This is a genomic window from Moorena sp. SIO1F2, assembly GCF_010672755.1.
In the GTDB taxonomy this organism is placed as follows: domain Bacteria; phylum Cyanobacteriota; class Cyanobacteriia; order Cyanobacteriales; family Coleofasciculaceae; genus Moorena.
In genome coordinates this window covers 1-20013 of the sequence record NZ_JAAHFV010000007.1, presented here as the reverse complement: position 1 = coordinate 20013, position 20013 = coordinate 1, and the positions used below count along the sequence as shown (strand labels likewise).

14 protein-coding genes are annotated in these 20013 nt (G+C 44.3%); 13 read left to right on the top strand and 1 reads right to left on the bottom strand.

The window, feature by feature from the left end:
• Nucleotides 1-46: 46 nt before the first annotated feature.
• The 4 genes from F6J94_RS01930 (at nucleotide 47) to F6J94_RS01915 (ending at nucleotide 4140) form a co-directional block, all read left to right on the top strand.
• Nucleotides 47-964, top strand: a complete 918-nt coding sequence (locus F6J94_RS01930; RefSeq protein WP_293036363.1) for a polysaccharide deacetylase family protein — start codon at nucleotides 47-49, stop codon at nucleotides 962-964.
• Between the two features lie 483 nt (nucleotides 965-1447).
• The gene (locus F6J94_RS01925; RefSeq protein WP_293036361.1) at nucleotides 1448-2938 is read left to right on the top strand and encodes an IS5 family transposase; all 1491 of its coding nucleotides are present in this window, start codon (nucleotides 1448-1450) and stop codon (nucleotides 2936-2938) included.
• A 295-nt stretch (nucleotides 2939-3233) separates the two neighbouring features.
• Nucleotides 3234-3527 carry a hypothetical protein gene (locus tag F6J94_RS01920; protein ID WP_293036359.1) on the top strand — a complete coding sequence of 98 codons (294 nt, stop codon included), beginning with the start codon at nucleotides 3234-3236 and terminating at the stop codon, nucleotides 3525-3527.
• Between the two features lie 394 nt (nucleotides 3528-3921).
• Nucleotides 3922-4140, top strand: coding sequence for a hypothetical protein (locus F6J94_RS01915; protein WP_293036357.1), 219 nt, complete (start codon nucleotides 3922-3924; stop codon nucleotides 4138-4140).
• Between the two features lie 234 nt (nucleotides 4141-4374).
• On the opposite strand, the gene F6J94_RS01910 is transcribed toward F6J94_RS01915, so the two are convergent.
• Nucleotides 4375-9183: a glutamate synthase-related protein gene (locus F6J94_RS01910; RefSeq protein ID WP_293036383.1), complete on the bottom strand. Its 4809-nt coding sequence runs from the start codon at nucleotides 9181-9183 to the stop codon at nucleotides 4375-4377.
• A 938-nt stretch (nucleotides 9184-10121) separates the two neighbouring features.
• On the opposite strand from F6J94_RS01910, the gene F6J94_RS01905 reads away from it, so the two are divergent.
• The 9 genes from F6J94_RS01905 (at nucleotide 10122) to F6J94_RS01865 (ending at nucleotide 20002) form a co-directional block, all read left to right on the top strand.
• A complete protein-coding gene (locus tag F6J94_RS01905; protein ID WP_293036355.1) occupies nucleotides 10122-12182 on the top strand; it encodes a phosphodiester glycosidase family protein in 2061 nt (686 codons plus the stop codon).
• 316 nt (nucleotides 12183-12498) lie between these two features.
• Complete coding sequence (locus F6J94_RS01900) at nucleotides 12499-12927, top strand: phosphomannose isomerase type II C-terminal cupin domain (protein WP_293036353.1); 429 nt, start codon at nucleotides 12499-12501, stop codon at nucleotides 12925-12927.
• Nucleotides 12928-13199: 272 nt separating this feature from the next.
• Nucleotides 13200-13544, top strand: a complete 345-nt coding sequence (locus F6J94_RS01895; protein ID WP_293036351.1) for an iron-sulfur cluster assembly accessory protein — start codon at nucleotides 13200-13202, stop codon at nucleotides 13542-13544.
• An 88-nt stretch (nucleotides 13545-13632) separates the two neighbouring features.
• A complete protein-coding gene (gene rpsL / locus F6J94_RS01890) occupies nucleotides 13633-14004 on the top strand; it encodes a 30S ribosomal protein S12 (protein ID WP_071106977.1) in 372 nt (123 codons plus the stop codon).
• A gap of 595 nt (nucleotides 14005-14599) precedes the next feature.
• Nucleotides 14600-15070 carry a 30S ribosomal protein S7 gene (gene rpsG, locus F6J94_RS01885; protein ID WP_008179641.1) on the top strand — a complete coding sequence of 157 codons (471 nt, stop codon included), beginning with the start codon at nucleotides 14600-14602 and terminating at the stop codon, nucleotides 15068-15070.
• A gap of 142 nt (nucleotides 15071-15212) precedes the next feature.
• Nucleotides 15213-17288 (top strand): elongation factor G, encoded by a 2076-nt coding sequence (gene fusA / locus F6J94_RS01880; protein ID WP_293036347.1) that lies wholly within the window; start codon nucleotides 15213-15215, stop codon nucleotides 17286-17288.
• Between the two features lie 23 nt (nucleotides 17289-17311).
• Entirely contained in the window at nucleotides 17312-18541 is a 1230-nt protein-coding gene (gene tuf, locus F6J94_RS01875; RefSeq protein ID WP_293036344.1) for an elongation factor Tu, read from the top strand.
• Nucleotides 18542-18645: 104 nt separating this feature from the next.
• Nucleotides 18646-18954 carry a 30S ribosomal protein S10 gene (gene rpsJ / locus F6J94_RS01870; RefSeq protein ID WP_198954346.1) on the top strand — a complete coding sequence of 103 codons (309 nt, stop codon included), beginning with the start codon at nucleotides 18646-18648 and terminating at the stop codon, nucleotides 18952-18954.
• A 571-nt stretch (nucleotides 18955-19525) separates the two neighbouring features.
• The gene (locus F6J94_RS01865; protein WP_293036341.1) at nucleotides 19526-20002 is read left to right on the top strand and encodes a UvrD-helicase domain-containing protein; all 477 of its coding nucleotides are present in this window, start codon (nucleotides 19526-19528) and stop codon (nucleotides 20000-20002) included.
• Nucleotides 20003-20013 lie beyond the last annotated feature (11 nt).

The following is a 20013-nucleotide window of genomic DNA, read 5'->3' as shown; positions in this document are numbered from 1 at the left end:
ATAATTTACTTTCCTGGTATTTTGGCAGGAGCAAAGGAGACCAATTTTGGCAAAACGTGAGGGCTTATTCTGGTCGCGCAGTACATGGATTATAATTGCTGCTATTCTAAGTTGTATGGCTGGCTACACCTTGAAAACAAGTCGATGGGCTAACCAAAATATTGCTGCACTAATCACTAGGCAAATGCCACAGCAGCAAACTGACTCAAAGAAGGTTGAAACGTTAACTAAGCCGCCAGATAAAGGTTTGCAGCAAGGTATTGCTAAATGGGCAGAGCAAGAGAGAGGCAAGCAGATTAACTATGTTCCTCCGCAATTTCGGGGAAAATATATCGAGGACGTTGAGCTTAAAACTCCACAGAAAGTCATTGCCTTGACCTTTGACGATGGTCCTTGGCCGAAGATGACTAACGATGTGCTACACATCCTTAAAAAATATGATGTTAAGGCAACTTTCTTCGTGGTAGGGAGAAATGTTTATCTATATCCAGAAGAGCTTAAGAAAATTGTGGACCATGGTCATGCCCTTGGCAACCATAGTTGGAACCATAGTTATTACTATCATAATCCCTTAGCAGCTGCTAAGGAAATTGATAATACCACAGCACGGATTTACAAAACTATTAACGTTAAGACCTCTTTGTTTAGACCCCCTGGGGGGATAATGAACAATGGCTTAGTGGCTTACGCCCGAAAAAAAAATTACGTGATTGTAAAATGGTCAGCTGACTCAGAGGATTACTCGGTAAACCAACGTCGGTTGACCTATAATGTTCTCCGCAGAGCGAAACCGGGAGGAATTGTGCTACTCCACGATGGTGGCGGCAATCGTGCCAAGACGATACGAGCTTTACCGGTAATTATTACTGAATTGAGAAAGCAAGGTTACCAGTTTGTGACTGTACCGGAATTGTTGGATATGGCACGAAAAGAGTTGGAGATAGCACAAAAAGAACAGAAGTGACATGTAATTACTTATCAACGGTTAACCGTTAGCTTTTGACAGTCAATGGTCAACTTTAAACCCATAAATAGGTAATCAGTTATGCTCAACTTGAGATTAACCTAACCTTGGAGGCTTTGATTGTTGACCTTGGTATCTTTTATTCTTAATTTTACCGCCAAAATGGCGACATAGCTTTCTGAAATTTAGTTATCCTATTCGATAAGTTATCTACCCAAATTAACCTAGCAAACCGAGATTGAAATCTTCAACCAAAACAATACTGTTAACTGTTGATAAGTTAACGGTTAACTGATCATGACTTACCCAAAGTTCATGACTTACCCAAAACTCGGCACCAAACGCGCTTATGTAGGGTTTGCTGAAAAAAGCTGAAACCTTTAGATTCAAAGGCTTTAACCTGGCTTGAAAGTATCTCAGATGCCCTGGAATCTGCTATAATAATCTAAAATCCTTGCACTGGCGAGGTCGTCTGTAGTACAAATGTACCGTAAAGTTGAGCAACCCCCAACACCACCGGAAAACTTCGAGCTACCCTTTGAGGGAAAACTATCCCCAGACAATCGTTGGGTAATCATGGCCAACTTAATCCCCTGGTCAGAATTTGAACCAGAATATGCTCAAAACTTCTCAGGGGAGATGGGGGCACCAGCCAAGGCATTTCGGATGGCTTTGGGAGCCTTAATAATTAAAGAAAAATTAGGAACAAGTGATAGAGAAACGGTAGAACAAATCAGGGAAAATCCTTATCTACAATACTTTATTGGCATGACAGCCTATAGCAACGAAGCTCCATTTGAAGCGTCAATGCTCGTCCACTTTCGCAAAAGAATCAGGGTTGATTTAGTCAACAAATTAAACAAAAAAATGTTCAGGAAATTGACTAAATCAGAAGAACAGCCCAGTGAAGAAGAAGACTTAAGTGAGAGAAAAAATCAAGGGAAATTAATTATTGATGCCACCTGTGCCCCTGCCGACATTAGCTATCCGACTGACTTAGGGCTATTAAACCAAGCCAGAGAACAAAGCGAAAAAATCCTAGACTCCCTCTACGAACCCCTCAAATATAAATTCAAAACTAAACCGAGAACTTACCGAAACAGAGCGAGAAAAGACTACTTAAAAGTAGCAAAACAAAGGCGACCTTTAGGAAAAGAAAGAAGAAAAGCGATTAGAAAACAGCTCCAATATATCTCAAGAAATTTAGGTCACATTGAGCAACTGATAGCTAAGGGTGCTGACCTTAACTGCTTGAGCAAAAAGCGGTATAAAATGCTGCTAGTAGTAGCGGAAGTTTACCGCCAACAGTTATGGATGTGGTCAAACAACAAAAAGAGGATTGATGACAGAATAGTAAGTTTAAATCAACCTCATATCCGCCCGATGATCAGGGGGAAAGCTGGGAAAGCCGTTGAATTTGGAGCAAAACTGTCAGCTTCTTGTTTCAGCGGCTATGTATTTATCGACCGGATTAGTTGGGATAACTTCAATGAATCAGGGGACTTAAAAGCCCAAATAGAAGAATTTAAACGTTTCACAGGCTCCTACCCAGAATCAGTCCATGTAGACAAAATTTATCGCACCAGAGAGAATCGAGCTTGGTGCAAAGACAAAGAAATTAGAATGAGTGGACCTCCCTTAGGAAGACCACCGAAAAATATCAATAAGGAGACAAAGAAACAAGCAATTGACGATGAAAAAGTTCGTAACTGTATTGAGGGTAAATTTGGACAAGGAAAAAGAAGATTTAGCCTCAATCGGGTGATGACCAAACTTTCTAATACTTTTCAAACAGCTATTGCTATCACCTTTTTAGTCATGAATATTTCTACCTGGCTGCGGCCATTTTTTTGTCTTTTTTTAGGTCGATTTCAGAGGATAACAAATTCTCTTCTGTTTTCGGCCTTAAACATAAATATAACTTATAGTTTAGCTGATTATCCCAAGAAAAACTTATCTGAGCAACTGGCTTGAATAATCAATTAATCTTTCTGTTGCTGTTCCCTTACTTTTTCAGCAAACCCTATGTAGTTATGGTGTATTTATCTAGTAGTTGGCTTTAATAACAAACCCTAGACGTAGATTGAATACGTAAGTCCTGTGTTCTTATGCTCTACAGCTTTCCTTGTGGTTGTAGGGTTTCATAGTTGTGACACCCAAGGTCAAAATTCAAGGTTCATTCTTCCTGCAATTGGGTATTAATTTCTCCTGTCTATCTAGTTTACCAGATAATAAATCGGCTAATCCAACATTGGAAAGACTATAAATTATGAACAATGACAATCAAGAAATAAATTCAATGACTATCGAAGATCTCAATAACTTCGAGCCAATTAGCTTTGATTTAAGTGAGGAAGATATCAAATCCATTAAAGGGAGTAGAAGATTAGGTATAAAATCACTTCCAGACAACGTTGGTCATGGATTTATATTGCAAATTTTCCCAAACCCCCCAGAAGGGTTTAACTATCATCCAACCCCCTATGGTATCAAACTTGATTGCGATTGCTTTAAAATACGCATTATGGCCTTTCCTGGTGATGAAGAGATGTTATTCCCATAAATTTAGATATCTAACAACTTCATCATTCATTTATCCCAAATCCAAGTTTAATATCGTCATAATAAAATCAGCGCGGATTTGGTATTAACCTGTCTGAAAATAGGTAAACTATTTGATAGTAATGCTTAATGGTAATACTTAGTAATTACCAGCCATAGATACTCATAAAGTTGCTATTATTAGTTAATAAAATTAATTAATTTTAAATAATTAAACAGCTTTTAATTTACTGTTAATAGTCAGCAGTTAAGGGTCAAGAGTTAACAAAAATACAGTCATGAGCTCTATCAGCGAATTAGCGATCGCATATATTGAAGGTTATAAAAATCAGACTTTTGAGAATTATACTAATCTTCTGACCGAAGCATGTCAGATTCACTAACCTCCCCATGGCATGGCATGGGGAGGTGATTTGTATCGCCAGTGCGCTCGTCATCGAGAGTGGTTTGCTAACTCTCTAATTATCAATGCACGGGAAGAAGGAAAGGGTTCTCAAGAGGCTTGGCAATTATCCCAGTGCATCCAAAACCAGGAATTTACTAGGTTAGTTCGTAATCACTCCATCGACGAGTCCCGCCACTCAAAGATGTTTGTTACCTTGCTTAATAAGTAGGTGGGCATAAATAAACGTTAAAACTCAAAATCCGAAAATGAAGCTGGAATCCTCTATTCATAGGGGTTTCATGATTTTGAATTTCAATCGCTATTTTACACTTAATTACGCCCACCTACTTATTCTCTTTCCCAGGTTACAGATTGAAGGTTAAAGGTGATCAAACCAACCTTCAACCTTCTAACCTGCAACTGGTAACCCAATCCAACCTGGAACCTTTAAGCTTTAACTGCTTTAGGCTACTGTAGAAGAAACTAACTCCCGTTCCTCTACCACATCAGGATTGGCTTGAGGAGTATCCGCCTCAGAAGGGGGTACCACTTGCCAGAACTTGGGCAGATATTCAGACCAGTTATCCAGAATCATCTGGGCTTTCGGGCTACCAGTCCGAGTGGCATGGTCTTGAATTAAGCCTTTCAACTGCTGCTCTCCAGCCGCTGAAATCACCCGTTGAATCTTGACATCCTGGTTCACTTTGGCTGGAAAACTCTCCTCTTGATCTAGGAAGTAGGCTAAACCACCAGTCATACCAGCACCGACATTACGTCCCACTTTCCCTAAGACTACAATTACACCACCGGTCATGTATTCACAGCAGTGATCACCAGCTGCCTCAATCACAGCATACCCCTTGGAGTTGCGCACACCAAACCGCTCACCAGCACCGCCATGGGCAAATAATGTTCCGCCAGTGGCACCGTAGAGGCAGGTGTTACCTACAATCACATTGTTAGCTGGGTCGTAGGTGGCATCAGCCGGTGGTTTGATAATAATTTCACCACCATGCATCCCTTTGCCTACATAGTCATTCGCTTCACCAGTTAAAATCAAGGTCATACTAGGCAGGTTAAAGGCACCAAAGCTTTGACCCGCAGCCCCCTTGAAGTTCAGAGTAATGTGTCCATCAAAACCACTGTTACCATACTGCTTGGCAATTACCCCAGCAATACGAGTCCCTACAGTACGGTCAGTGTTGACAATGTCAACATCTTTAGTCACAGACCCATGGTTTTGAATAGCATTCGTCAGGTCAGCGTCAGCCAGGAGTTGATCATCTAGGACTGCTCCATTGCTGTGCACATCGTTATGGTTGAGCCAACTGCGGTCTGTGCGAGTATCAGGCAGCTGAGTCAGACAATCTAGATTCAGCATAGATGTCTTAGTCAACTCAAGGTCCTCCCGAACTTTGAGTAGATCAGCCCGACCAATGATATCCTTTAAGGAACGGTAACCTAGTTTGGCAAGAAGCGATCGCACTTCCTCAGCCACAAAGTAGAAGAAGTTGACCACGTGGCCTGGAATCCCGGTAAAGCGCTGGCGCAGGCGTTCTTGCTGAGTAGCAACCCCTACGGGACATTGATTGGTATGGCAAATCCGTGCCATAATGCAGCCTTCAGCAATCATCGATACCGAACCGAAACCGTACTCTTCTCCTCCCATCAAGGCGGCCATTAGTACGTCCCAACCAGTTTTTAAGCCACCATCTACCCGCAGCAAAACGCGATCGCGTAGTTGGTTTTCCATCAAGATCCGATGTACTTCAGTTACTCCCAGTTCCCAAGGCGCTCCAGCGTGCTTAATCGAACTCAGGGGAGATGCTCCAGTACCCCCATCATGACCAGAAATTTGGATTACATCCGCATTAGCTTTAGCTACCCCAGCCGCAACAGTTCCAATCCCAATTTCTGCCACCAACTTCACAGATACCTTAGCTTGAGGGTTAATCTGATGCAAATCAAAAATCAGCTGCGCTAGGTCTTCAATGGAATAGATATCATGATGGGGTGGTGGGGAAATTAGGGTTACTCCTGGCTTGGAACGCCGCAGCTTAGCAATGTAGGGACTAACCTTCTTACCTGGTAACTGACCCCCTTCCCCTGGCTTAGCACCTTGAGCAATCTTAATTTCTAACTGCTTCCCACTCATCAGGTACTCTGGTGTTACTCCAAAGCGACCAGATGCTACTTGTTTAACCGCAGAGGAAGCAACATCCCCATTACGTAATCCCTTTAAGTGAGGTAGAGTCTGAGAATGACCAGTCTGATCCACATCATTCAGAATGCTGAAGCGCACTGGGTCTTCTCCCCCTTCACCACTGTTGGATTTACCGCCAATCCGGTTCATAGCAATAGCTAGAGTTTCGTGAGCTTCTCGGGATAGAGAGCCTAGGGACATTGCTCCGGTACAGAAGCGCTTGACAATTTCCTCAACAGGTTCTACTTCCTCAATCGGAATAGTAGGTTGGTCGCTGTTGAAGTCCAACAAATCTCGTAGTGCAGTTGCTGGACGCTCTTCCAACAGTTTCCGATACACATCGTAGTGGTCGTAAGCTTCTTTGTTAGCGTCAAGGCTTGAAGGTTTAACCTGCAACTTGCTAACTTCCAACTCTTTGTGATTTTTACCGTTACCATTCTTAGAGGATTGGTCACGGACGAAAGAGGAAACCGCCTTGTGTAGGGCTTTAGCCATTTCAGGGCTGTTCATGTGATACTCGCCCCGAGGACGGTAATTGATAAAGCCAAAGTTTTCCAGTTTCTTAGCTGTCAGGGGGAAAGCCCGCTTGTGAAACTCCATCACTTCCTGAGCTAAATCAGCAATACTCAAACCTCCCAGCCGAGATGTAGTTCCCTTAAAGGCTAGTGCCAATAAATCCCCACCAATGCCAATTGCTTCAAAAATCTGAGCGCCATGGTAAGACGATAATAGGGAAATTCCCATCTTAGATAGGATTTTCAATAAACCTGCTTGTACCGCCTTGCGATAATTTTTCTGAGCTTGGTCTATAGTCAGGCTTTCCAGTTTCCCCTGGCCCATCAATTTCTGAGTCTTAGGATTAGCCCACCAATTCCGTACCGATTCCCAAGCCAAATAAGGACAAACTGCTGATGCACCATAACCAATTAAGCAAGCATAGTGATGAGTACTCCAGCATTGAGCCGTTTCCACAATAATAGATGCCTTCATCCTTAATCCTTGAGAGATCAGGTGGTGGTGAACCGCACCTATAGCCAACATCGGTGGAATATAGGAGTAGTTTTCAGAAAGCCCTCCAGCAGTTTTATCACTCAAAATCAGAATCGTTTTACCAGCCCTTACCGACTCAGCCGCTTGGTCACACAGACGATTCACAGCTACGTCTAGCCCCCCTGGACCAGTAGCAATTTCAAATAGAGTAGACAGTTCAGCTGTTTCAAACCCTGACCCTTTCACCGCTGCCAACTCCGCCTCATTGAGGACTGGGGTTTCCAGCTTTAACAACTGGGCGTACTCCGGCTTAGCTTCTAATATATTCCCTCGCTCACCCAGCTCTATACTCAACGACATCACCAAACTTTCCCGTAGAGGGTCAATCGGTGGGTTAGTGACCTGGGCAAAGCGTTGTTTGAAATAGTCATACAGTAGCCGAGGCTTATTAGAGAGTACCGCCAAGGGAATATCATCTCCCATACAGAAGGTAGGTTCTTTCCCCTGGGTGCTCATCGGCTGGATGATCATCTCCACATCCTCAGCAGTGTAGCCAAAAGCGGTCTGCTGACGCAGTAACTCAGCCGCCTCTTGTTCAGGAGCCTCAGTAAAGGGTTGGGGTTCCAATTTTACACGGTACTGCTTGAGCCATTGACCATAGGGTTGCTGAGCTGCCACCCGTTGCTTGATGTCCCAGTTTTTTAGAATTTCGTTGCTTTGCAGGTCAACAGCAATCATTTGCCCTGGTCCGAGTCTGCCCTTTTCCACAATCTCGGATTCTGGCAACTCCACTACCCCCACTTCTGATGCCACCACCACATAGCCATCCCGGGTAATGCTATAACGAGCCGGTCGTAATCCATTTCGGTCTAGGCTGGCTCCCACTGTTTTCCCATCACTGAATACTAATAGCGCTGGACCATCCCAAGCTTCCTGAATTCCACTGTAGTATTCATAAAAATCAACAATTTCCGGATAGTTATCCAAATCCGGCTGATTTTGGTAAGCCTCCGGCACCATGATCATTAATCCGGTCAGAGGACTGCGTCCAGATTGCACCAGTAATTCGAATACATTATCTAGGATGGCTGAGTCACTGTTTTCTGGATTGATAATAGGCTTGATCTCATCTAAGGAGTTATTTGGTTTGAGGTTAGTGTCGGTTGCAGGTTCAAGGTTATTTGCCTTCAACCCTTTTTCCCAAACCGGATGAGCCAAGTCAGCCTCCCGGGCTATCATCCAGTTGACATTGCCCAACAGAGTGTTAATCTCACCATTATGTCCCAACAAGCGCATCGGTTGAGCGAGGGGCCACTTGGGCATAGTATTGGTGCTAAAGCGTCGATGATAGACAGCAAAACCACTTTGGTAATCAGGATTTTTTAAGTCTAAATAAAACTCTCCAAGTATCGCTGAGCGCACCATGCCTTTGTAGACAATCGTGCGACTGGAAAAAGAGCAAAAATACCAATCTTCAGGCACTCGGATGGTACTCTGAGATTTTAGTGCCTTAGCAATGCGACAGCGAGTTTTAAACAGCAAACGCTCCAGTTCATCTCCTATCTCCCCTTCAGAAGCTACGATCAACTGTTCCATATGGGGTTGATTAGCTTTCGCTTGGATACCCAGGATCTCTGAACATACTGGTACCACACGCCAGCCTAAAACCTTTAAGCCTTCTTGAGCAAGGACTTCCTCAACAATTGACTTACCTTGGCTAACCAAGCTCTTATCCTGAGGCAAGAATACCATCCCAACTCCCAACTGTTCCGTAGGAGGCTGGTCAATTCCTTGTTCGGTGAACCATTTTTGCAACAGTTTCCAGGGAATAGCAGTCAATAAGCCTGCACCATCCCCTGAATCTTGGTCAGCACTACACCCCCCCCGGTGTTCTAGACAACCCAGTGCCACTAGAGCTTGTTCAATCAATTTATGGGTAGCTATACCCTGGCCAGACGCAATAAAGCCAACCCCACAGGCATCTCGTTCCTCCACCAACCAACGTTGACCTGGATAGGGTATCCTTGTGTGATACTGTTGTAGATCTTCCTGGTTTTTCTGGTTATCGATATTATTCATCCAATTATTCACGGTGTTTAGTGATGCTTTCATTACAGATTGAGGACTATTAACCTAGTAGCAGTGACCTATAGACTGCTACTAGGCTGGAAAAATCAACAATGATTTACCATCAATGGTGAGCCAGAAGTTGGTTGGGTCTAATCCCGATTCCCTGGGTGAAACAATCTATCAAGCTTTTTTCCCTTAGAAACTCCTATCCTGAGTATCCAATGAAATCTGGTCAGCTGCTGACAAAAAAGCTACATCCTCCGACACAGAGCAACGGATGTAGTTAACCATTACAGGTTTTACCAGTAGCAACACGTAAGCGTGCTTCAACAATGGGATGCAACTAAAATGGCATGCAACTAACCACCTAGCTGATGACCAAAGTGACCAGGGTTCCATGACGCTGGCATAAATCCTAGAAACTTACATATATAGGTGGATAGTCATGATATAAGAAATAGGTTAGCGATAGCAATACCTAATTTCTCCATAAACCTACTGAAAATTTTACTCCGGAAGAAATTCGTGGATTTACCGTAGCAGTCTTCCAGACCATTGAGCGAAACTCAAAATAGCTTTCTTAACGACTCTTTTACAGTGACAGGACTTGATGTTGTCACAGTAGCCTTCATCACAGTCTTAGTTTAGACCAGGTGGCATCTCCTCTCTAAATGCCTAGGTATTAGGCTCATGGTCTTAGGTCTTACAAAAGGGGGAGTTGAGGGCCTCCGTGCTTGACCCGGAGCGCTTCATAACTTTTTTAGAACCCACTTAGCCTCAATGCCTAGAGCCTCAATGCCTAGAGCCTAGGTTAAGAGTATGTGAAATTAAACCTTCTCTATAGTTTTTGCTGACTGATTTAGGCTATGAAAGGATAGCTTTCAGCCAAATCAGTCCTTTGAGGAAACAGGCTACTAGCTGCAACCAATGCTCAATGGAACCCTTTGATGGTGACTAGAGTAACACCAAAGACCGGAATTGATACTACAAAAGTGTGGACTAAGATCTCCAAGCTAGCCATTACCCTCTTGCTCCTAATTCTATTCCCAGCATCCGTAGCTACGGCAAATAGGCGAGTTGGAGCAATTGAACCCTTAATCTTAAATAGCTTTAAAGAGTTACTTAACCAGTTGCCCCCAGCAGATGAAGAGACCCCTGTCCTCGTTCAAAGTTTATCCCAAACCACCCAGGAGAACATCCTAGTTTTAAAGGGGAAGAAACTATTGGAAGAGCTACCACCCATGCCTGATAACACCTTAGAGGTAGAATTTTTCTCTGTCCCCCCCCAGGTGATCCGACAAGGGTTTCAAGTGTATTTAAATGGTCAGCGGATCAACTTACCTTGGCAGCAGTGGCTGGTGGGAACCTCAGTGCGCACTGGCATCAGTGATGTAGGAGCGATGCAAACTTTGGGGATAGAAATGCTCAATAGTAAAGATTTTACCCAGCAACCGATTCGGTGGTTTTCTAAACCCCGGAGTACATCAGTAGTCTTCCCCAGCCAAGTTAGTGGTGCTTATCGATATCTAGATATTACCGATTTTGCCAAAACAGCAGGTTGGCAGTTACAAGTTCACGGGGATAAGCTGTATATCTCTTCCATGCCAGCCAGGGTGAAGGCTATTCGCCAGGGACGTCAGCCTTGGGGTAATCGTATTGTTCTTGATTTAGACCGCCCAACCTTCTGGCAAGTCAATGACCGACGCACTGAAGGTGTGATTACAGTAGCTGCCTCAGCGGACCTGTCACTAGTCAAGGGTTTTAATGCTCTAGAGGCTACCAAGATCCAAGGGCCTGAAGATGTAGCTCCCATTTCCGTGGGTGCTCCTATGGATAAACCGGTTATCCGCTTAGAAAGCCATCAGAACCAAACTAGGCTCAGGGTGGATTTCCCCAAAGGTAAACGTCTGCGAGTTTTCACCTTGCCTAACCCTTTTCGATTGGTGATTGATTTGCGACCCGATGCCATGGTAAAGAAAAATATTCTCTGGGCACCCGGCATCCAGTGGCGTCAGCAGTTGATTAGTCTCAAAGATACTAGCTTCCCAGTGGTGTGGCTGGAGGTTGACCCCAAATCTCACCGGTTACGCCTCAGACCCATTGGCAGTAATGCTACGACCCAAGTGGGAACAGCCCCACTAATTAAAGCTGCTCAGTGGTGGCAAGCATCTGCTGCAATTAATGCTGGCTTTTTCAACCGTAACAACCAATTGCCCTTAGGAGCAATTCGCCGTGACAGTCGATGGTTATCTGGTCCAATTTTGAATCGGGGAGCGATCGCTTGGAATGATCGCGGTCACTTTAAACTGGGACGACTCAGCCTCACCGAAACCTTAGTTACCTCAAACCGGAAACGTTTGCCAGTACTATTCGTCAACAGTGGTTATGTCAAAGCTGGCATTGCCCGCTACACTCCCGCCTTCGGACCAACCTACACTCCCTTAATTGATCATGAAATCATTGTAGTTGTCCAGAACAACTCGGTCACCCATCTGTTGCCTGGAGGACTTGCCGGTCAGCAAGCCTTTCCTATCCCCCCCAATGGCTATCTAGTTACCCTTAGAGCCAACAGCACAGCCGTTCATGATCTTAGTATCGGTACCCAAGTGCGAATTGAGGGGAGTACGTTTCCTGCTGACTTCAATGGCTACCCCCATATTCTCGGTGGTGGACCACTGCTACTACAAGATCGAAAAATTGTTTTGGATGGCAAATCGGAACAATTTAGTGATGCCTTTATTCAGCAGTCTGCTCCACGCAGTGCTATCGGAACCACTGCTAATGGCACATTGATTATTGCTGCTTTTCAGTATAGTCATACTGGAGACGGCCCAACCTTAAGGGAAACAGCTCAGTTGATGCAGAAATTGGGAGCCATTAGTGCCCTCAATCTTGACGGGGGTAGCTCAACTGGACTTTATCTAGGTGGTCAACTCCTAGATCGGTCTCCCTATACAGCAGCACCAGTTAACAACGGTCTGGGCATCTTTTTTACACCTGTTCCCTGATAGTTTAAGAAGTATTAAGTATTAAGTATTAACTATGAAGGAAGTATGAAGTGTTCAGATTTATTAAGATTTTTGTAAATCACGAATCCCTTAACTATAGGTTTATTCAGCTGATACTTAGGTAAAGATAACTATATAAGAGTGTAAAGACTTTATATAAATTCAGGTAATCCACTAATTTTGCCTGAAAAATTTAGTTATAGTTTGCTAGATTTTTCGATAGTCAATTACCCTTGATTTTGTCTAACCTAGAATTAGTAAGCAATTAGTAAACTTTCCCAAAATCACTTAGCTAGACGTTTTCAGGAACAAAACCATGGTTCAGTCAAAAGAAATTTCTCAAGTTTCGGCCATTACCCTACAGTCATCCCGAGTAGCTGAAGGCGTTGCCGCTACCGAACTACGACCTTGGGGGTCTTTCACTGTCTTAGAAGAAGGACGGGGATACAAAATCAAGCGCATTGAAGTCAAGCCGGGTCATCGCTTAAGTTTGCAGATGCACTACCATAGGAGCGAACACTGGATTGTTGTCAGTGGTACAGCTAAAGTTATTTGTGGCGATAAACAAGAAATTATTCATCAAAATCAATCAACCTATGTTCCCCAAGGCCATGCTCATCGCCTAGAGAATCCTGGTGTTATTCCCCTCGTTTTAATTGAAGTTCAGAATGGAGAATACCTCGGAGAAGATGACATTATTCGCTTTGAAGATGACTATTCCCGCAGCAAACCAGAAGACAAATAGATTAAGTCATTAGTTGTAAGTATTTGTCAGCAATCAGCTATCAGCAATCAGCTTTAAGCTTTTGAATAAAAGAGGTAAGCATTCGTTTAATCTTGACGGCTGACAGCTGAAAATTCTTTAGTTAGTAGTCATTAGTCATTAGTTAGAAGTTTTTAGTAGGTCAAAAAAAGCCTCTTGGCAGTGACCAATTACTAATGACTAATGATTAATGACTATTCCTTTTTGAGGTAACATTAGCTGGTGCTAGTTGTTGCGTATAGTTAGTATTGTTAATGATTAAACTGAGTAAAGCTGCTGCGAGTGAGATTAGACGTGTACAGTCCAAGCGTCAAAACCCAGACGCCAAATTGCGTCTAGGTGTCCGCCAGGGTGGGTGTGCTGATTTTTACTACACTATTGACTTTGAGCAAGTGATCAATTATGAGGATCAGGTCTATGACTGTGATGGCATCAGTGTCATCGTAGACCCGGAAAGCCTAAAAACTATCAATGGCTTAACTCTAGATTACTCAGAAGACCTGATGGGAGGAGGGTTTCGCTTCCATAACCCTAAAGCTTCAGAAAGCTGCGGCTGCGGTAATTCCTTTCGTGTAGACCCATCAAAGGATTCAGATTGACACCAGAGTGTTAAATGCGATATAATTACCTTTGGTTTGTTTGTAGTTGATTAAGTTCAATCAACCAATGTTTATTAAGCCGTAACTCATGCCCACCATTCAGCAGCTCATTAGTAGCGAGCGCTTCAAAGCTAAGAAGAAAACTAAGTCCCCAGCGCTGAAACAATGTCCCCAGCGCCGTGGTGTTTGTACTAGGGTGTTCACAACTACACCCAAAAAACCCAACTCCGCCTTACGAAAGGTGGCAAGGGTTCGTCTGACTTCAGGATTTGAAGTAACAGCCTATATTCCTGGTATTGGTCATAACCTACAAGAACACTCCGTCGTTATGATCAGAGGTGGTCGTGTTAAGGACTTACCTGGAGTGCGATATCACATTATTCGGGGTACCCTTGATACGGCAGGAGTTAAGGATCGGCGTCAAGGTCGTTCTAAGTATGGGACAAAGCGCCCTAAGTAAACTCACGAGAATTGACTCCTCTAAAGTAAGAGACTTTCAGCAATAGAGTTGCTGTGTTCTCACCCACGCCCATCTAAACCCCAAGGGGACTCCCGTTATAGCCGACCGACTTAGCGGAAGACCGGGCGTATAAAGTGCTCCCGCAGGTGACCCACACAGCCCCTTGGGAATTGGAGACTAGAACTGTTGCGCTTCCTTGATAATTTGAGCATTATTAATAATTAATGCCCTCGAAAGAGTAGCGGTTTGTGCGCAAGCTGAAAAGCCTCTGAATCAAGCATAAACCAAAAATTTAAAAAGTAAGCCCAATAATTTTATTGGAGGGTTTAGAGGCTGTTTGGCTCAGCCATTAAGAGTGTAAAATTCTTAAGAATCCCAGCGACCTAGGAGCCGCTACGCGAACGCTATAATCTACGGGCTTTGCCCGACGCGGGGCGCGTTCGATTTAGCGACGGGAGTGTCAAAAGCTAACTGTATCACCAGGGTTAATCACACCAGGGTTAATCACACTAGGATTAATCACAGGAGTGTAGTTGATTGCCTTGGTTAATTTTTAATAGTAAACTGTATTTTTGATTTTTTCTTAAGCTTACTTATGTCTCGTCGCTCAGTTGTTAAAAAGCGTCCTGTCCCCCCTGACCCAGTCTATAACAGTCGCCTGATTTGTATGTTGGGGTGTAGACTCATGCGTCATGGCAAGAAATCCCTTGCCTACCGAATTATCTATGACGCAATGAAAATCATTGAAGAAAGAACTGGAGCTGATCCCATAGAAACCTTTGAAAAAGCTGTGCGTAACTTGACCCCTCTAGTAGAAGTCAAGGCTCGCCGGGTTGGTGGGGCAACCTATCAGGTTCCTATGGAAGTAAAGGCTGAGCGAGGGACTACTCTAGCCCTACGCTGGCTGATTAAATTCTCCAGAAGTCGCTCCGGTCGGAGCATGGCTAGCAAATTGGCTAATGAGCTGATGGATGCTGCCAATGAAACCGGAAATGCTATTCGCAAGCGTGAAGAAACCCATAGAATGGCAGAGGCAAATAAAGCTTTTGCCCACTATCGGTACTAATTATCCTAAAAAGCCTAGAACAAGAACCTGGTAGCTATAGGATAATGTCCACAAATGCCTAAAAAAACTTAAAAAAAGTATAAAATTGTAAATAGATAGCTACCTGGTGAGGAAATGGTGGCACCAGACAAAGGAGGTAACCGTGGCACGCACCATCCCGCTTGATAAAACACGCAATATCGGCATTGCAGCTCATATTGATGCGGGCAAAACAACAACAACTGAACGAATCCTGTTTTATTCCGGAATTGTTCACAAAATTGGTGAAGTCCATGAAGGTACAGCTGTAACTGATTGGATGGACCAAGAGCGGGAGCGGGGAATCACGATCACTGCTGCTGCAATTAGCACCAACTGGCGAGAGCATCGGATTAATATTATCGATACTCCCGGTCACGTTGACTTCACCATTGAAGTGGAGCGCTCCATGCGGGTATTGGATGGTGTGATTGCTGTGTTTTGCTCTGTAGGTGGTGTCCAGCCTCAGTCTGAAACCGTCTGGCGGCAAGCAGACCGCTATCAGGTACCTCGAATTGCGTTTGTTAATAAAATGGACCGCACAGGAGCAAACTTCTTCAAGGTCTACGAGCAAGTTCGTGACCGATTGCGCTCCAATGCTGTTCCCATCCAAATCCCGATTGGTAGTGAAAGCGAATTTAGAGGCATTGTTGACTTGGTGCGGATGCGAGCCAAGATATACACCAATGACCTGGGAACTGACATCGAAGATACAGAAATTCCTGAAGAGGTCAAAGAGCAAGCCGAAGAATACCGTGCCAAACTAGTGGAATCGGTGGCAGAAACTGATGAGGCGTTAATTGAGAAGTACCTTGAAGGAGAGGAAATCACGGCAGAGGAAATTCGTGAAGCCCTGCGCAAAGGAACCATTGAGGGCAGAATCGTTCCTATGTTGTGTGGCTCTGCATTCAAGAACAAAGGGGTTCAGCTGCTATTGGATGCGGTTATTGATTACCTACCAGCTCCGATTGATGTTCCGCCAATTCAAGGTACTATGCCTAAGGGTGAAACCGTCGAGCGGGTGGCTGATGACGAAGCTCCTATGTCAGCTCTGGCATTCAAGATTATGGCAGACCCCTATGGTCGCCTAACTTTCCTGCGGGTTTACTCTGGGGTACTCAAGAAGGGGAGCTATATCCTCAACTCCACTAAGAATAAGAAGGAACGGATATCTCGTTTGATTGTCTTGAAGGCTGATGACCGAATTGAAGTAGAGGAGTTGCGGGCTGGAGACTTGGGCGCTGCCGTTGGTTTAAAGCATACTATCACTGGGGATACTATTTGTGACGAAGAGTCTCCCATTATTTTGGAATCCCTCTTCATTCCAGAACCAGTGATCTCGGTGGCAGTAGAGCCAAAAACCAAGCAGGATATGGAGAAGCTGTCCAAAGCCCTCCAAGCCCTATCTGAAGAAGACCCTACCTTCCGGGTCAGCATTGACCCAGAAACTAACCAAACCGTGATTGCGGGCATGGGTGAACTGCACTTGGAAATCCTGGTAGACCGGATGCTGCGAGAGTTTAAGGTAGAAGCGAATGTGGGCGCTCCCCAGGTAGCCTATCGAGAGACGATTCGTAAATCAGTCCAGGCGGAAGGTAAATTTATCCGTCAAAGTGGCGGTAAAGGTCAGTACGGTCACGTTATTGTTGAATTGGAACCAGGAGATACTGGTAGTGGTTTTGAATTCGTCTCCAAGATCGTAGGTGGTTCTGTACCGAGAGAGTACATCTCTCCTGCTGAACAAGGGATGAAGGAAGCCTGTGAATCGGGAATTCTAGCAGGGTATCCAGTGATCGACGTCAAAGTTACCCTAGTAGATGGGTCTTATCACGACGTAGACTCTTCAGAAATGGCATTTAAGATTGCTGGTTCTATGGCCATGCGGAATGCTGTGATGAAGGCTGCCCCAGTACTCCTAGAGCCTATGATGAAAGTTGAGGTGGAAGTGCCGGAAGACTTCCTTGGGGATGTCATGGGTGACCTCAACTCCCGCCGTGGCCAGATTGAAGGTATGGGTTCTGAAGACGGCATTGCCAAAGTAACTGCTAAAGTTCCATTAGCAGAGATGTTTGGTTATGCTACGGATATCCGGTCTAAGACCCAAGGTCGGGGTATTTTCTCTATGGAGTTTAAAACCTATGATGAAGTACCTCGCAATGTGGCAGAAGCCATCATTGCTAAGAATCAAGGGAACGCATAACAAAAAAAAGGAACATGTAATTCATGGCACGCGAAAAGTTTGAAAGGAATAAACCCCACGTCAACATTGGCACGATTGGTCACGTAGACCACGGCAAGACTACCCTAACTGCTGCTATTACTATGACATTGGCAGCTCAAGGGAAGGCAAAAGCGAGGAACTACGAGGAAATTGATGCAGCTCCTGAGGAAAAAGCACGGGGGATTACCATCAATACTGCTCATGTGGAGTACGAAACCGAAAATCGCCACTATGCCCACGTGGATTGCCCAGGCCACGCTGACTATGTGAAAAACATGATCACGGGTGCTGCGCAAATGGATGGGGCAATTCTGGTGGTTTCTGCCGCTGACGGTGCCATGCCACAAACTAAAGAACATATCCTCCTAGCTCGGCAGGTGGGAGTTCCTAACATCGTGGTTTTCTTAAATAAGAAAGACCAAGTAGATGATGAAGAACTCCTAGAGCTAGTAGAACTGGAAATTCGGGAACTGTTGAGCGAATACGACTTTGACGGGGACAATATCCCGATTGTGGCTGGGTCAGCCTTAATGGCTGTAAACGCCCTGACCGAGAATCCAAGCATTGCCAAAGGTGACAATGAGTGGACTGATGTGGTGCTATCACTGATGGAGAATGTAGACTCATACATTCCCACACCAGAGCGGGATGTGGATAAGCCATTCCTGATGGCAGTGGAAGATGTCTTCTCCATCACTGGTCGGGGAACTGTTGCCACCGGTCGAATCGAGCGGGGTAAGGTTAAAGTTGGTGAGACGGTAGAAATCATCGGGCTTAAAGAGACCCGTAACACCACCGTAACTGGTGTGGAAATGTTCCAGAAGACCCTAGACGAAGGGATGGCTGGAGACAATGTTGGGCTACTGCTACGGGGTATCCAAAAAGAGAACATTGAGCGGGGTATGGTACTTGCCAAGCCCGGTTCAATCACCCCTCACACCAAGTTTGAATCTGAGGTATACGTCCTGAAGAAAGAAGAAGGTGGACGTCATACTCCCTTCTTCTCCGGCTATCGCCCTCAGTTCTATGTACGAACCACCGATGTGACTGGCACTATTGATGCCTTTACTGCTGACGATGGCTCTACAGCTGAGATGGTGATGCCAGGCGATCGCATCAAAATGACAGTGAGCCTGATCAACGCCATTGCGATTGAACAAGGAATGCGCTTTGCTATCCGTGAAGGTGGTCGCACCATCGGCTCAGGTGTGGTGAGCAAGATCCTCGAATAGCAGTACTCTAATATAGAGTAGGAGCAGGGAAGCTCTAGCTTCTCTGCTCTTTATTCATGTTTATTTTAACTAAAAGAACCTAGAAAACTAAACAAATGGCAACTATTCAACAGCAGAAAATTCGGATTCGACTAAAAGCCTTTGATAGACGCTTGCTGGACACTTCCTGTGAGAAGATTGTAGATACAGCAAACCGCACAAATGCTACAGCTATTGGCCCGATTCCCTTACCCACTCGACGTCGTATTTACTGTGTTTTGCGATCGCCCCACGTTGATAAAGATTCTCGGGAACACTTTGAAACACGCACCCACCAACGGATTATTGATATTTATCAGCCTTCTTCAAAGACTATTGATGCTCTGATGAAATTGGATTTGCCTGCTGGAGTTGATATTGAAGTTAAACTTTAAGTATTTAAAGTCCCGGTAATCATTGATAAAATAAGATGGTTAATCGCCTTTGGTTGATTGTTAATGGAAAATTGACAATCAACCAAAAATTATAAGTATTCAACTAGAAGTAAAATAGCAACTCATCAACTTCTCGTCTAAATACTAGAAAAGATATAAGGGGAAAACCACACCAGGCTTCAGCAGTAAGATAGTGAGCCAAATATTACACAAAAGCCTGGTCAAAGGTATTGTTATTGCTGCTCCCTGCGGGGGCGACAAGTAAGTCATAAAGCAGACTGGATAAGGAAAGTAGCCCTCATGGCCTTGAGAGAATAGGGCAGTTTGTGAGGGTAAGAAGAGAATAATTTTTGAACTATCACCTGAAAACAAGAATCGGCGTTGCTGATCCAAAGAATAGTTTCCTAAAAATAAAACCATGCAATGCCTCTGCATGTCATATTTATTGATGCATTGATGCAGTGATTAGTGATTTTTAAAGTATAAACAAATTCCCCTTTCTGGTTAAGCATTCCACTACTGACGCAACACCAAAGAATTACCTATAATGAAAATTTAGTTAGACCTCTTCATGTTCAGCAACGAGCTTAACGGAGAACAAAATGCGATCGCTAGCCACGTAGAAGGCGCAATTTTGGTACTTGCTCCGGTTGGTACAGGCAAAACTCGTGTTTTAGCAGAGCGGGTTTTATGTGCAATTAATCAGGGTATCTCTCCTCAACGAATTCTATGCCTGACCTTTACCAATCGAGCTGCCAAGGAAATGAGCGGGCGGTTATCTCAGTATTGTCCAGAACAACTACAGCACCTAACAATTAAGACTTTTCATGGTTTGTGCGCCTCCATACTACGGATGGAAGCTCGTCAGATTGGGCTGCCAACAGATTTCGTGATTTATGACGATAATGATTGTCTCGAATTGGTTAAGGAAGTTTTCCATGTATTGAAAGATAGAGATGCCCAGCAGTTGTTTTCTAGCTTAGTTAAGTGCAAAATTAAGGCTGAAAACTGTCAATTATCTCTAGATAATCTGGTTGAAAATCTATAGATCGGACATGC